Below are 15,146 nucleotides of genomic sequence, written 5' to 3'. Positions count from 1 at the left end.
GACAATTAACGCAGAAATAAGTTTAATAAATGCATAAAAAAATTAGCCTTTATGCGGCTTTTTTGCAGCCTCGATCAACTCTTTCATCTCTAACTTAATGTAATCGACGTTAGATGAGGATCCTGTAAGGGCGTAGCGAATTTGTCCGTCTTTATCGATAATGAACTTAGCCGGGATACCTTTTACACCAAATTTAGCCGCCAATACCTCGCCCGTAACCGCATCTTTTTGATCATCGTATAACACTTCAAAAGGGTAGTTATTTTTAGCGATAAAAGCTGTTACATTGTTTTTATAGTCTTTATCGCGTTCCCATGTATTGATAAATAAGAACTGTACATCATCATCGTTTTCATAGAGTGTTTGAGCGGCCTGCATTCCGGGGAAGGAACGTACACAAGGCTGACACCACGTAGCCCAGAAATCAAGAACAACGACCTTTCCTTTTAGACTAGCTAACGATACCTTCTCTCCTTTGAGATTTAATAATTCAAAAGCTGGTGCCGCTTTATAAGTTTCCATCTCCTTGATATGATCGCGCACCGTTTTAACCAACTCTTCTTTAAGGCCCGCATTAAAGCGTTCATAACCGGCCATTGTACCGTTCAAATCCTGGTATAATTTCTTAAGATCACCTTCGACATTAAATTGACCTTTAGCATACAGTTTCGTCAAGATATTGTAGGCTTCCAATTTACGCCCCGTTCCCATCAAAGATTTGTAGTATACCGAAGAAAGAGCATCGGCTTGTTCCGGAGCAACGGCTAAAGCTTTCTCGATATAATCCAATGCTTCGGTATATTTACCGCGGTTCACTAATATCCCTACATAGCTGGACATAGACGAGGCATACCCCATTGCTGCAAAGCGGGCCTTATTGTCTTTTTGTTCTTCCGGTAACGAAATATAGTAATAGGCATCATCCATCGCTGTCTTTAGCAAGGGAGCTGCGGCGGTGGTATCACCTGCGGCCAATAGCGCTTGTGCGGTGGGCAGGTATCCATTGCCACGCCAAAAGCGCTCCTGCATCTGACCCAGGTAATCTGTTGCTTTTTTTGCATCGCCGGCTTTTGCAAAGCTCTGTGCCAAGGTACCTAAAGCGTAATCGTAAGTCAGCTCTTCTCCTTTAAATTTTTCGACAGGCCATCTTTTAACCAATTCTTTATAGCTTTTCTCTTTATCGGCAGCTGTCTCCGCTTTGTAATACACCTCCGTTATAAAGGCATCCCGCGTTAAGCTTCCTTTTGGAAATTTTTTCTTTGCGATCGTCTCTAAGACTGCTTTTTTATCTTCATGCCCTAAGGCATACATCAGATTAATCGTCGTTCTATATTCAGGCTCTGTTTGGTATGTTTTAGCCTCCGACATCAACACCGCTGCTAGGGAATCTTTCTGTGCCAAAGTTCCCTTTTCCCATATCGGGCGATACTGTTGGAATTTATCCACGCCATTACGCTGTGCATAACCGAAAGTTGCCAGACATAACAAGCCTACTGTTAGTTTTAATCTCATCGTTTAATATTTAAATGCTAAATCTATAATTTTACCAAATCCATCATATACTTTATCCAAGCTATCTACTGTTCCCGTTTGGGTAATCTTGAAATAATACACTTTACCTTGTGTACCGTCCCAAGTGGTCACAATTAGGCGAGGTTGCGCTGCGCCGTATCCATGCTTTTGAAACTTAATTTTCGTAACGGTTTCATTGGCTCCGAAAGCATACTCTTCAGAGTACGTGTTGGAGGTCACCTCATACCGGTACAGTTTTCCATTTGCGCCATAAAACAAGTGCGGCGACAATGTGGAACAAGTGACATCTGCCGCCTGTGCGATGCCTGGCGAGTTAATTTCTTGCTTTCCAACAGTTATAGTCGGTTGTTCACCTGTGCGATGCATTCTAAATTGAAGTAAACATGCTTTACCCTGACTGTCCTTCATAACGGCATTCCGAATCTCCACTCTATTGGAAGAATCCAGTTTAATAAGATCTAAACCGACATTGTTCATATCAAAGATCGCTGTGTTTTGTGCCGCATTATCAAAGCGACGAAGACCATCATTGACCACATCATAAAAGCGCTTATTGATTACATCGTACATAATAATGCTGTATGTATCACCGTAGGCATTGCCGGAGATAAACTGCGGTGCCAACCGATAGTTGTACGCATTATTTGGCGATGGCAATTGGGATCCATATTTCTTTGCACCCGGAAATCCACCCACAAAGTTGGTATGCAAGTTCCCGTTGTTGATCAATAATCCCAATGTGGTACCACTCGTACCTCCCCAATCGATCAGCGTCGGCTTTTTCGTTGCTGGCGCGGAGAAAAAGAGATAATCGTACTCAAACCTCTTCTTCATGGTGGTTCCGTCTAACTCAATCGCATCGTTTTCGCCAACGAGATAATACTTCTTCCCATCGGGACCGACTGCATCTGAAATAGACCAAGCTGATATCTTAAATGCTTTTGGATTCTTAATAGGATGGTCGCTGTTTCGGAAGCTGTAGATATCACGGTATACTGTCCCGTCTTTTAAGATCATTGCGAGATCAGCATTGCCACTTTTATCTTCCAAAAAGAGCCAACCTGTGGTAAACACATCAGAAACCGTGAGCTGATAAAAATAGAAATAGGACAAGCCCGTCTTGTTGTTTGTTACTTTATAGGTCAGCTTGTAATCTTCGCCTAGGTCAAAAACATCTGGCGAAACAGTGTAATCGAGGTTTCTCGTCGTACTGATCAGCGTGCTATCCTGCACGTACTCCGCACTAAAAGAATTAAGATATACAAACCATTGAAAGCTGAGGTCATCATCATTCCCATTTAAGCTAATCTCAGGCGCTAGCTTCAAGGCTTCACCTTGGCGGACGAAGATCTTACCGACATTACTCGGGTCTTTAAATGTTATTTTGTTGATCGTGTTGTAATCGTAGTTTCCCGTATCCTTTGCACAGGACACGAAAAAGATACCGATTACGACAAGATATATAATGGAAGTTATATTACGTTTCATATCAAATCAATTGTTAAGGAATAATAACACGGTTGCCATTTTCGTCCAGCATCGGACCATGTTCCTGTTCATAATTATACAGTCCAAAGCGCGCCTCTTGGATCATCTGATTGGATACCTGTGGAAACAATCCACCGACATTCCAGCTGGTAAAGTTCAACAGTTGCGTCAAAAACAAGATCTTTCTCGCCGAATAATCGCCAAAGCGGCTCTGCCAGTACGTATCCCAGATGCTCGGCTTGGTGAGCTTATCCGTCAAGGTAAATTTGTAGGTCAACCGGTCGTATTTTGCGCCCCAATTATCATTATAACCGGGTTTAAAAAACTCATTTTCGACCATATGAAAAACAGCGCTTACTATACTGTCTTTAAGTCCCGCCCGTCGATAAAAGATCAACTTAGCTTCGCCATCGGAACTGTTTGCTGGAATTAGTAAGCTCTCCCATTTGTAGTGATATCCTTCCTTCGCAGTCGTTCCTTCCTCTTGCTTCATGGTGATGCGTCGATCCACATTGGATGGGAAGCCCATAATCCGGAAAGGTATGGTGACCGTATCTGTACGAACGGCTTGCTCCGCAAAAGCGAAACTATAGTTTACGCTATCCGTGCCATTCGAAGCGCCATATTTATAAATGTATACCCGGGGATCCTCTTCGTACATCAGTTTCTCATCTTCCTTGCAACTTTGAAAGGCAAGCAAAACAGCGAACAGGATATTTATATATTTTAATAATTTCATAATTCTCTTAGTTTAGGCCAAACTCAATTTCATTGTTAGGCTTCGGTAATACATACTTGGCGTTATTCATCGTTCCCCCTACCGTATTTTGCAGGGTTGTAAAATTCTTGCGCTTATAGTAGTACCACAATTGACCTTCCGCATAAAACTCTTTGCGATATTCCTTAAACAGCTCATTGTTGAGCAGCGTTGTTGTGTTAATTGCTGTTGCTGTAAGTGCCGGAATAAGACGTGCTGTACGCACCTGATTCAGGTATCCCAACGCCTCCGCTATAGTCTCACTGGATTCGGCAGCGATGTAATACATTTCCGCCAGTTTGATCATAGGCACGAGCTTTTGGTTGACATTGGTGATATTCGCACCCACATAATATTTGGTGCTATACACTGTCGATGCATTAAATTGGCTCCATCGGGTGGCCGAAGCTTGAGGACCACGAATATCAATCGCATGATTCGCTACAGTGACCTCATAGTAACTGTTTAAGTTGGCAAGTGTCGTAAATAAATCCTGTGCCTCAGCGGTGCTGCTTTCTGTTTTGAAATAATTATCAGAAACAATTTTTAGATCGGATTTATAAAGCGAGAACACATGTTCGGTACTAAAGATTGTATTGGACTCCTTTATTGTCGGGTTCGTGATATTGGTATTGCCATTAATAAAAAAGAACCCCTTGCTATCGATGACTTCTTTCGCGTATCGCAATGCTTCCGGCTTATTGTTAACATACTGATAAACTTTAGCCAAAAGTGCTTTCACCGCCCAATAATTCAAACGATTCTGACGGAACATCGTAAAGAGCTCCAAGGATTTATTATCGGCATTATCTCTGATTTGATCAATGACAGGATACACGGCTAACAGCTCCTCTGCCGCCTTTAAATCTGCGATAATGGCATCGGTCACTTCGGTGGTCGACAAAGACTTTCCGGGATTTACCGTAAAATCGGTCATATATGGAATCGTGGCTGTACTCGCATCGGCTCCGCTCGCTGGCGCGGGTCCAAAGAGGCGTAAGAGATCAAAATGGACCATGGCACGGATCGCCAAGGCTTCGCCTTTCACCAGGTTAAAATTCGACCCTGAGAATAGGTTCTTTTTGCCATCGATTCCCTGAAGTATATAATTTGTTTGGGCAATTACGCTATACTGTGTAGACCAGATATTTGCAATCACTTTAATGACCTCAGCATCCAAATAATTATAGCGCGCCAACTGTCCGTACGAATCGGTCGTTTGATTGGCTTTATTTTGATAGAGCTGCGCAAGGACATCCAATGTTCCATAACTCACATCCTTGCCGTAGCTTTTTGAATCGGCCATCTTTTGATAGGTACCGACCAAGGCATCGATATACCCCTGCTCTGTTGAAAACTGTTTCTCCTCGGTGGTCTGTGTGCTTGGCTGTACATCTAACCATTTGCTACAACCGGTCGCGAGTAAGCAAAATGACAGCAATAAACAGCCCATGTATTTTTGAGTGTATCGTATATGTTGTTTCATCATTTCTCTTCTTTTAAAAACTTGTGGATAGTTGTAATGTAAATGACCTAGCAAATGGATAATCTAAACCGCGTTCTCTACGAATGCTGGACAATCGGAAAACATCATTCGAGTAGGCAGTGATTTTCGTATTCGATAAGCCCCATTTGCGGATCGTCGTATCTTTAAATCGATAAAAGACCGATAAACTTTCCAGGCTTAGCAAATTATCATTTTGAACAAATCGGGATGTCGCATAGGTAGGTGTTGTAATAGCGAAACCATCGGCATCGATTAAGCCTTTATAGAAACTATGATCGCCCTGCTGTAACCAACGTTCATCTGCCACACGCTGATCGACATTATACAAACGAACATTTACATTTTCAACGCGATCCACTAAGGTCTGATTGTACGCTTGTCCGCCTACACGGAAACGGAAGAATGCGTTCATTCCAATGCCATTGACTTCAAAACTTGTTCCGAAGGTTCCCTCCAGGTCGCTTCTGCTATCGCCGATAATAATTTGATCGAGTGGATTGTATGTATTGGAACGTTTTCCCTCTCGCGTGAGGAATATCTCATAACCCGAGGCAGGATCGATCCCTAAGGAAGGAACGGCCCATATCGCTGTCGTGGATTGTCCTTCGGCATAACGCGTAATAGGCAAAGATGACAGCTGCTCGTTAGCTGATTTATTAAGCGCAGCTATGGTATTCGATACTTTTGTAATCTTATTCTTTACCGAAAAGAGATTCAAAAAGATCGACCAGTTATTCCGGTTTGTACGGCTAGCAATAATATTGTAGCGTGAATAGAGCTCCCATCCTTTCGTTTCGAGGTCACCCATATTTTCTTTATAATCTGCAAAACCGGTAGACGGCGCCGTCGAGATACTGGCAATGGAACCCTCCGTTTTCTCGATGTAGTAGTTGGCCGATAGGTCTAATCTATTGAACAAGGTGATATCGACTCCAAAGTTATTTTTTTGCGTCTTTTGCCACGCCAATGCGTCGTTCCCAAAGCCCAACAAATACGTACCGATAAGCCCGCGATATTCTGTTGCGTTGAAATACCGCGAGGTGGTCAATCCGTAAAAAGAGTCAAAGTTTTGCGACCCGGTATAGCCGAATGAGTATCTTAGTTTAAGGCGATTAAGGTATTCTATATTTTTGAAGAGTTCCTCTTTGTGCACATTCCACCCCGCTCCTGCCGACCAAAATGGTGCGAATCTGTTCTTACTACCAAACTGCGAAGAGCCATCTAAACGGAATGAAAAATCAAGGAGGTAGCGGTTATCATAGGCATAACTGGCATTCGAAAACAAACCGGCCAGGCGTTTGATATTTTCTGTCCCCTCCGGGCGTGTTCCCTCCTGAAACTTCAACCCTTGCGTAAGGTTATCCATGGTCGCATTAGGGAATCCCACAACCCTAAAGCCTTCGGTATAGTTATCTTCTTGGCTAAAGTTTGTTCCTAACGTCGCAAAAACCAAGCTCTTACCAAACGTTTTGTTCAGATTTGCAGAGAATATCCCCTCGTAGCGTTGACTTTTTCCATAGGTTTTATCATACGATCCCTTTTCGAAGGTTGTCGTATTGGTAAACGAGGAGTGCTGCGCAGGCAGGAACCGATCGGCCTCATCGGCCTGATACATATACGCAAAGGTTCCTTTGACACGTAACCACGAAGCCGCTTGCCACTCCAATGCAAAATTATTAATGATGTTATTGTATTTGGTTTTATCTACAATATTCAACGAAGCATCGTATAGCGGGTTCGTTGCCCGGCCTTTATAACCGGTTAAATTGTCGTAGGTATCAAAATTCGTTAATCTCGCTCCCGTATCTTCGTTAAAGATTTCCTCGAGGTAAATTTTGTAGGATCCATCCGCATTAAAAGGTGTCCAATACGGATTTAATTGCGTGTATTGACGAAACGAACCGTAAGGTGAATTATTTCCCTTATTGGTCGTTAATGTAAGATCATTTTTAAAGATCAAATTCTTGTAACGGTACGACAGGAACGTATTTCCGGTCATTGTTTGTCTATTTGATCCCTTCATTGCGCCGGCATTATTGTAATAATTTACACTAATACCATATTGCATTTCCTCTTGTCCACCTTCCAGGTACACATTATGCTTTTGTCCGATACCGGTGCGCACAGGTTGCGCGAGCCAATCCGTATTTACACCCGACAAGATCTGCCCTCGGCGTGCGTTGTATATCGTTTTTAACTGCTGATCGACGGCGTTCCATGTATTATCATATACACCGATCTTGCGCTCGATTTCCAATTTATCAGCCGCATTCAACACATTATATCCCGAAAGATCAGCCGCTTCGATGGACATATTTCCGGTATAGGTAACATTGAGTTTTCCGGCCTTGGGGCGTATTGTCTCGATAACCACAACGCCATTTGCCGCTCTGGAACCATAGATGGATGTTGCTGTTGCATCTTTCAGCAGGTCAATGCTCTTGATTCGCGTAAGATCCAGATCATTGATACGCGTCAGGGATACCTCAAACCCATCGAGAATAAACAGGGGCGTATTCGGATTATTAGCGTAATTGAAAGGTCCCGAGGTGCTCGTATTCGGGTCAATCAAACTGTTTCCACCACGCAATGTAACATCCGGCAGTGCATTGGGATTGGAACCTAAATTTAGATTTTCAGGCATTTGAAACGAAGGATCCAATGATTTTAGTGCGGTCAACACATTATCACTGGACACATTCTGGAGTTCCGCTTGCGTAAAAGAGCGCGCTGCTCCGGTATACATCTCTTTTGGTCGTTCAAATAAACCCGTGACAACCACATCTTCGATTTGTTGTGCCTGGTCTGGTTTCAGGGTCACCAAAAGACGGGTTCGTTTCCCAATTACGATTTCCTGCTTTTGATAGCCAATAAAGGAAAATACAAACACCGTGGTATCGCTCGGCACCGCCAATGACCAATGTCCATTTTCGTCGGTAGCCGTACTCGAGTTTGCCCGGCTATCCTGCGGCAGACGTTCCCAATGTCTGATCACTACCGAAACACCGGCGATTGGTTTCCCCGATTGATCGACAACCTGACCACTGACCCGTTGCTGCTGTTGTGCGGCAGGAAGAACGACGGTAAGGGGTTCACGTGGGGATCCTTCTTTCTGGAAAAGCACAATGTTTCGACCACGTTGTTGGTACCCAAGTGAAGTATCCTCCAGTAATAAGGTTAGGGTTTCACCGATCGTTCGCTTTTCTGTACGTAGAGCGGATACGGTATATTTATCAACGACCTCTGATGGGTAGAAGACCCGCATACCTGTTTCACGCTCCAGCTGCTTCAAGGCATTGCGTAAGGAAGAAACTCGAGTTCCCATTTCCACGGTGGTGGTGTTAATATTCTGACCGACGGTTGTATTGGAAGCTAAGAGATTGATTGTCAAGGTCAGTAGCAGCCCACATATTAAATTGACCCGCATAAGAAAAAGTAGATTTGATCGCTTAAGCAAAGACGGAAAACGACATAGTCCTCCACTTGCAAAAAACAAGAATTTTTGCATTATTTGTATTAGGTTAAAATGTTTGTCAAAAAATGTTTTAAATCTTAAACTCCCTTCATGCTTCCGACGGCGGTGGGGAGTTTTCTTTTTTATCGCACCTTAAGGATCTTGGTTTCTTTTGTTCTTCATTCGTTGTTCATATTAATAGATTAGTATTAGGTTAATTACAGCCTTGCCCATTTATTTCGATGATCTTTCCTTCTTTTCGATACGTCGCATTTCGCGTCGTACATAAGATAGGGAGTAATTCGTCGAGGGTTTCTATCCCACTAAAAGCACCACTTACGGGACAGTTGGCTAATTTTTCGTTTTTAAACTTGATGACCACACCATAGCGCCGCTCCAACTTAGCTGTCAATTCTCCAAAGGGCTGCCAATCAAAGCTTACATCTTGCGCAGCCCATCGCATCGCCGTTTCTGCCACATCATGAACTTCTTTAGGCGCTGTTTTATCGGCTTCTTCATGTACGTCCACTTGCTGGTTCGCTGTTAACTCGGCGACGGTTTTATTATCGCGCTCTACCCGAACCTTACCACGCTGAACGGTAACCTGCACATCGCTATCGTTTGGATTTGCACGGATAGTAAATGCAGTCCCCAAGACAACCGTTTTTACGGCTCCAGTATGGATAATAAAAGGTTGACCCGCGCGGTGACTGATATCAAAATACGCTTCACCTATCAATTCTACCTCCCGGCTATCGCCCGAAAAATCAGTGCGATATACCAAACGACTTCCCGGCCGTAACACGACGCGTGAACTATCCGGCAGCAAGACAAACCTATTTTCTACTTGTGTAGTAGGCGTCTCGGCAATCAAATTTGTTGCCGATGGGCTTTCCATTTTCCAGAACGCAAAACCAAGAACGGCCAAAAGAACGGCAGCCACAGCACCCAGATACCAAGTCCGACTAATCGCCTTACTCGCTCTTTGCGTGGGGTCCTCCAGGCGTTGCCATACATTCGCCTTTATGCGTTTCCGTACTTGCTCCTCGTCCTCTCCTGCCTCAAGTTTCCATACCAGATCATCCGCAGGCTGTTGGCGATACCACGTCAAAAGACGCGATCGCTCCTCCCTGCTGGCCGTACCCAGCATGTACTTATCCATCAAATCATGTAATTCCTTATGATCCATAAATTCGGTCGTTATTAGTAAGTACCCTAGGGAATGGGGTACCCCTATATGGGTTATTAAAAAAAATAGGTTATTTAACTGGTTTAGAAAAATAGAAAGGCCAAGAATGTAAAACCGACTTTACGCAGGCTAACACGCAATACTTTTAAGGCCCTTGTGATATTGGCCTCCACGGCTTTTTCTGAAATATCTAAGGTATCCGCGATTTCCCGATGTGTCATTTGTTCACTTCGGCTGAGTTGAAAAACCAATCTGCAGCGGTCGGGCAATGTTTCCACCACGCCATTTACATATTCTTGCAAAAAGCGGGCATCGATTGCTTCTTCATCGAGCTGCATCTGGTCATGTGGCAATACCTCTTCTCGAATTAATTCCTGGCGGCGTCGACGCTGCAGGAACTTAAACGTAGAAAATTTAACAGCCGTTGCCAGATAACGATCCAGATTATCAATCTTTACATCCTGGCGACGCTGCCACACCGATACAAAGACGTCCTGCACAATTTCTTCGGCTAGTTCTTTGTCTTTGGTATGTTGAAAGGAGATTGCTAACAACCTCTTCCAATAGTGGTCATAAATTTCACCAAAGATTTCTTTGTCTCCTATCCGTATGGAAGCAATCCACTTTTTTTCAAATTCTTCTCTCTGAGTTCTCATTCTCTTGCCTCCTTTTTGCGACACACCGGTCTTCGAATAGACGCATACCAAGTGTGTGATGTTTACCTACCGCAACATAAATCATTACCTTGTTGATTGCCGGCAGACAAATATAAAAATAGTTCGCATTAAAGTCTACTAGTTTTGTAGTTTAATTAGTTAGTTCAACCGGTAGCACCGGTGCCCTACAAATTTTAAAACAGCATTTAAAAACTACAATAGCCGTGGCTAAATTCAAAAAAAATAAATAAAACTAAGCACAAAACCGTAAAAATTTCAGAAACCACCTAGTTTCCGAACAACTTATCCAAATCTTTAGCTAATAAATTTTCCTTCAACTCTTCTTCGAGGCGACCAAAATCAGCCTGATCCATGTGTTTTAAGAAGGTTCCATCTTGTAATAAGAACATTTCATCACAGGTTTCGGTGAGTGTTGAAAAGATATGCGATGAAATGAGAATGGTTTTTCCCATCGCTTTTAAACGTGTAATAATTTCAGTAAGCATCATACTGCTCTGCAGATCTAACCCATTATAAGGTTCATCCAGAATAAAATAGTTATTGTCCTGTAAGAGAATCCCCAGAATGGCAAGCTTTTTCTTCATCCCAGTGGAATAGGTGCTGACGTATGCATGTAACGGCAGGTCGAAAATATTTCGATCCAAAAGATCTGTTATCCTTTTTTCTCTCGCTTCGGCCAGCAGTGTTAGATATTCCTGGCCCGTGATGCGTGGGAGGAAGTATTGTTCTGCTAACAAATAGCCTAAATGATCTTTAAGCGGCGTATGTGCACTGCTGATCTCTCCCTGATGGGACTCTAACCCAGCGATGCAACGAAACAACGTACTTTTACCCGCTCCGTTCGCCCCCACAATGCCATAGGCTCTCCCGCCCAAAAAGCGTGCAGAAATATGCCGAAGAATAGATGTATCACCAAATGTTTTGCTAAGCTGTTGTATTTCGATCATAAACGATTTGAATATTTTTTTTTGCTTTGGAATAATAGTACGGAAAAAGGGCAAAAACGAGTATCGGAATAAAAATGCAAATGACAAAAGAAAACCCTTCTATCAAGCCTATGGGTTTCGGGTATGACTTATATTTTAAAACAACCATAAGCGCTAACAGCAGGCAACCAATTATCCAGCATAATGCAATCCATGGCGTCTGTTCGCGGAAGAAAAAACTCATCAGGGTTAGCAAGGGTAAAATCAATCCCGAAAGTTGAATAGCTCCTCGACCAATTTTATATCCGAGAAATCGATCTGGTGAACGACTGTTGCTCCATAAGATCTCCTCGGGTTCAATTACACTATATGCATCCCCTACCGCAACGAGGATTATTACTGCCGCTGCGAAGATGGAAAGATTGAAGTTATCGACATAGATACCGATGGCTCCCAAACCATACAGCGCAACAAACAACCAGAAGAACTTCCGAAAAAGGATGATAAATTCAAAGGGATATTTTCGGAAGGGCGTGGGAAAACTCCTCCGCGTTTGAAAGGTTAGGGTATTCATCGCAAACAGATAAGCAGCGATGGGTAAAATCCCCAAAGCAAACCAAGCCCCAACCAATCCAGCCAAGATAACGAGCGGAAGAATATATAACAGACTTTCGCAGAGGCGTACTTTCCTAAACTTTTTTTCTGGAAACGTTGTTTTTAGGAAGTCTATCCGCTGGCTCCCGGTCTGTGTCAATAAAAAGGATGTTCCGGTGTATAGAAGTAGTAGGTCCGCATAGTCCGGAAAACGCTGACATATAAAGTACCCTGCGATCAAGAGCCCGATCAATACGAGCATACCGACCCAAAAAGGGACACCTACTTCTTCAATAGATCGTTTCGCTATTCTGTATTGTAAGGCGAAGTAATAGTTCATGGCTAAATTTCTTGCGGATCAATTTAGCAAAAAAAAGAAAATTTTGTATCTGCTGGGTGTTTATAATAAGCTACAACGGCAGGATGCATAACGCTATTCCTTTCGACAAGAGGCCTGCAGGAGCTTGGCATTGTCACATTCGTGTTGCAAGGAGCCAGATTTGACCCGAAAACGTTAATATTTTGTTAAAAAAAGCTGTAAATACAATAAAGGAACAGGATTTGCAGTTATTCTAGTAATTCATAATTTAGGTTAATAATTGGTTAGTAGAAAAACCTGAAGCTCCCAACTTCAGGTTTTTTTATGCTTTTTACCGTTGTATACGGTAACTGACCCCGCCGATCACTACGCGTCCCGGTTGCCCCGGCATCAGCAGATGTTTAAAGTCTAAAATATTATCAACCGTAAAACTTAGGGTTACGCGATCTTTCAGGAAACGTTTTTCTATATAAGCATTTAGCAGAAGGTGATGCGGCACAAATGTGTCGTACCGATCAATAAACTGGTTGTTATTATAATCTGCAAAAGGATATTTACCGCGGTAATTTATACGCAGAGAAGCGCTGGCATTCCACGGTTGATACCGGTAGAAGAAGCGTGCATTCAACATATGTCGGGAACGATTCACAATTCCCCAATAATCGTTCACTGTAGGTGCAACAGATACGCCGGTCTTCGGGTTATGGAGATTCTGGTTGTATGGCCAGTTCCCGACACGGATGCTATCTTGGACACTGCGGTCCTTCGCGATAAGATACTGATAGCCTACATGGATCTGCAGCGCATTCCACGGCTGCCATTGCAAATTCATTTCCACCCCTTTATTCGTTGATTTTGGCAGGTTTTGATAGGTATATATCTGTCCAATATGGGTACCCGTAGCAACAGGTATTGGATCAATCTGATGGCGTAGATCATGATAAAAAACACCCGCTTCAATCGTAAGATTTGCCTGTGGTTTCCATTGTGTACCAATGTTGTAAGAGGTACTTTTTTCAGGTTTCAAGCTTAAGCTTTTGTTTATCTGGTCAACAATAGGAAATACCTCACTTAGCTCTCCTGCCGCCTGCATTTGGTCTAATGTTTCCTGCAGACGTTCATTACCAACAACCAGATAATTGGCTGCTGGATTATAAAACACCAAATAACGCATCCGATAGTCTGGTGCCTTTAAGCCGGCCCCCACCCCTGCTTTCCATGACAGTTTATCATGGAGGTAATACTGTAGGCCAAAACTCGGATTTATACGCCCTCCATAGGAACTGGTACGATCGTAGCGGATACCACCGCGCACGTCCAACTTCTCTAGAAAACGCTTATCGCCCTGCACATAACCAAATAATGTAGTCAGATTCGGTATAGCACCTATGGCTTGATCACGCATTGTTTCTAAACTTCCGCCGAAGCCTCCCGTTACATTCAAGCCACTGCGATACGCCTTGGAGAATTGCTGTTCATACCGGTGTACTTGCTGCGTAAATTTTAAGGTGGCATTGTTAGCCGTCTGTCCCTCCCAGCGATTTACCTGATCTACGTTATAGTGAGATAAATAGTAGCGACTGACACTTTGAATGCCCGATCTAAACTGGTGGTTTAACGTAAGGGAGAAGTTAAGATCTCTTTCCTCTTGAATATCCCGATTTTGCCAGGTATTGTCCCAGTTTTTCGACATATCGGAGCTTCGTATACCGTATCTAAAAATAGCCCCTATAGTCGTGTTTTTCTTCACTTGATAGCGTACCCTCGACTGTAGATCCAAGTTACTGTACGGCGGACTTGATTGGCCGGACTGCAGGTATGGCGTCGTACTAAAACCGTCGGTACGGTAATAGTTGGCACTCACGTTGACCGCCCCCCGCTGATGCATAAAAGGAGCTTCCGCATCCACGGTTGCATCGACCATGCTCAGGCTTCCATACCGAAAAGACAACTGCGATTGCGGGACAACTGCGCCGTAGCGCGTAATGATATTAATGGCTCCGCCTAGGGCATCACTTCCAAATAAACAGGAAGACGCTCCTTTGATAATCTCTATTCGTTCAATGTTGCTAACCGAAATACGCGATAGATCAAAATTACCATTATTACGACCAACCATCGGCTGCCCATCAATCAAGACCATCACATATTCACTACCGAAGCCTTGCAGCTGCACCCCTACGGAGCGACTGCCCCCAGAAACATTGCTTACGATCGCAATCCCTGTTTGTTCTTTGAGTATTTCATCCAGCCGCCGGCTGCCCATCTGTTCGATGGTCTGCCGCGTTATAACATGCATGGGCATGGCAGACCGGGAGAGACGAAGCAATTGATCGGGAGACTCTCGCTCTATCACCGTTTGGGTCACCTGAATCTCCGCAATATCGCGGGCTCGCTCCGACAGCACAACCTCTTTGAACGTCTGTTTCCCCAAATGAACGGCCACCGTATCAGAGGCATCTAAGAAACCCGCCTGCGTCACTAACATATAGTAAGTACCGGCATACAAGTTCGGGAACACAAACAAGCCATTCGCATCCGTTTCAATACGGTGGTTATCCGGCGCCAGGGTCACTGTGGCTCCCGGCACTGCATGTCCAGTACGTGTTGCCACCTTCCCTTTCAAACTTCCCGTTTGTCCTGAAACGGGGAACCATAGAGCGAATAAACAAACCGTTGCGAGCAATCGTACCATCATCGTA

The 15,146-nt window shown here is 43.7% G+C and carries 10 protein-coding genes; all 10 read right to left on the bottom strand.

The genetic code is table 11. The features are described 5' to 3' along the window. Positions 1-42 precede the first annotated feature (42 nt). Entirely contained in the window at positions 43-1,512 is a 1,470-nt protein-coding gene (locus tag B9Y69_RS00390) for a TlpA disulfide reductase family protein (protein WP_085471113.1), read from the bottom strand. 3 nt (positions 1,513-1,515) lie between these two features. Next, on the bottom strand, positions 1,516-3,021 hold the full coding sequence (locus B9Y69_RS00385) for a PKD-like family lipoprotein (RefSeq protein WP_085471112.1): 1,506 nt from the start codon (positions 3,019-3,021) through the stop codon (positions 1,516-1,518). A gap of 13 nt (positions 3,022-3,034) precedes the next feature. Then, positions 3,035-3,760, bottom strand: coding sequence for a DUF4843 domain-containing protein (locus B9Y69_RS00380; protein ID WP_085471111.1), 726 nt, complete (start codon positions 3,758-3,760; stop codon positions 3,035-3,037). A gap of 7 nt (positions 3,761-3,767) precedes the next feature. Beyond that, a complete protein-coding gene (locus B9Y69_RS00375; protein WP_085471110.1) occupies positions 3,768-5,267 on the bottom strand; it encodes a RagB/SusD family nutrient uptake outer membrane protein in 1,500 nt (499 codons plus the stop codon). A gap of 10 nt (positions 5,268-5,277) precedes the next feature. Then, positions 5,278-8,712, bottom strand: coding sequence for a SusC/RagA family TonB-linked outer membrane protein (locus tag B9Y69_RS00370; protein ID WP_159451783.1), 3,435 nt, complete (start codon positions 8,710-8,712; stop codon positions 5,278-5,280). 241 nt (positions 8,713-8,953) lie between these two features. Beyond that, positions 8,954-9,928 (bottom strand): FecR family protein, encoded by a 975-nt coding sequence (locus B9Y69_RS00365; RefSeq protein ID WP_085471108.1) that lies wholly within the window; start codon positions 9,926-9,928, stop codon positions 8,954-8,956. Between the two features lie 83 nt (positions 9,929-10,011). Next, on the bottom strand, positions 10,012-10,584 hold the full coding sequence (locus B9Y69_RS00360) for an RNA polymerase sigma-70 factor (RefSeq protein ID WP_085471107.1): 573 nt from the start codon (positions 10,582-10,584) through the stop codon (positions 10,012-10,014). A gap of 287 nt (positions 10,585-10,871) precedes the next feature. Beyond that, positions 10,872-11,552 carry an ABC transporter ATP-binding protein gene (locus tag B9Y69_RS00355; protein ID WP_085471106.1) on the bottom strand — a complete coding sequence of 227 codons (681 nt, stop codon included), beginning with the start codon at positions 11,550-11,552 and terminating at the stop codon, positions 10,872-10,874. Then, positions 11,530-12,465 carry a hypothetical protein gene (locus B9Y69_RS00350; RefSeq protein ID WP_085471105.1) on the bottom strand — a complete coding sequence of 312 codons (936 nt, stop codon included), beginning with the start codon at positions 12,463-12,465 and terminating at the stop codon, positions 11,530-11,532. Before B9Y69_RS00350 ends, B9Y69_RS00355 begins: the two co-directional genes overlap by 23 nt. A 310-nt stretch (positions 12,466-12,775) precedes the next feature. After that, positions 12,776-15,142, bottom strand: coding sequence for a TonB-dependent receptor (locus B9Y69_RS00345; protein WP_144036471.1), 2,367 nt, complete (start codon positions 15,140-15,142; stop codon positions 12,776-12,778). Positions 15,143-15,146 lie beyond the last annotated feature (4 nt).

This window comes from Sphingobacterium psychroaquaticum (assembly GCF_900177625.1).
Lineage (GTDB): Bacteria > Bacteroidota > Bacteroidia > Sphingobacteriales > Sphingobacteriaceae > Sphingobacterium > Sphingobacterium psychroaquaticum.
Note: the sequence above shows the minus strand (reverse complement) of the source record. Positions and strands in the feature narration are given on the sequence as shown.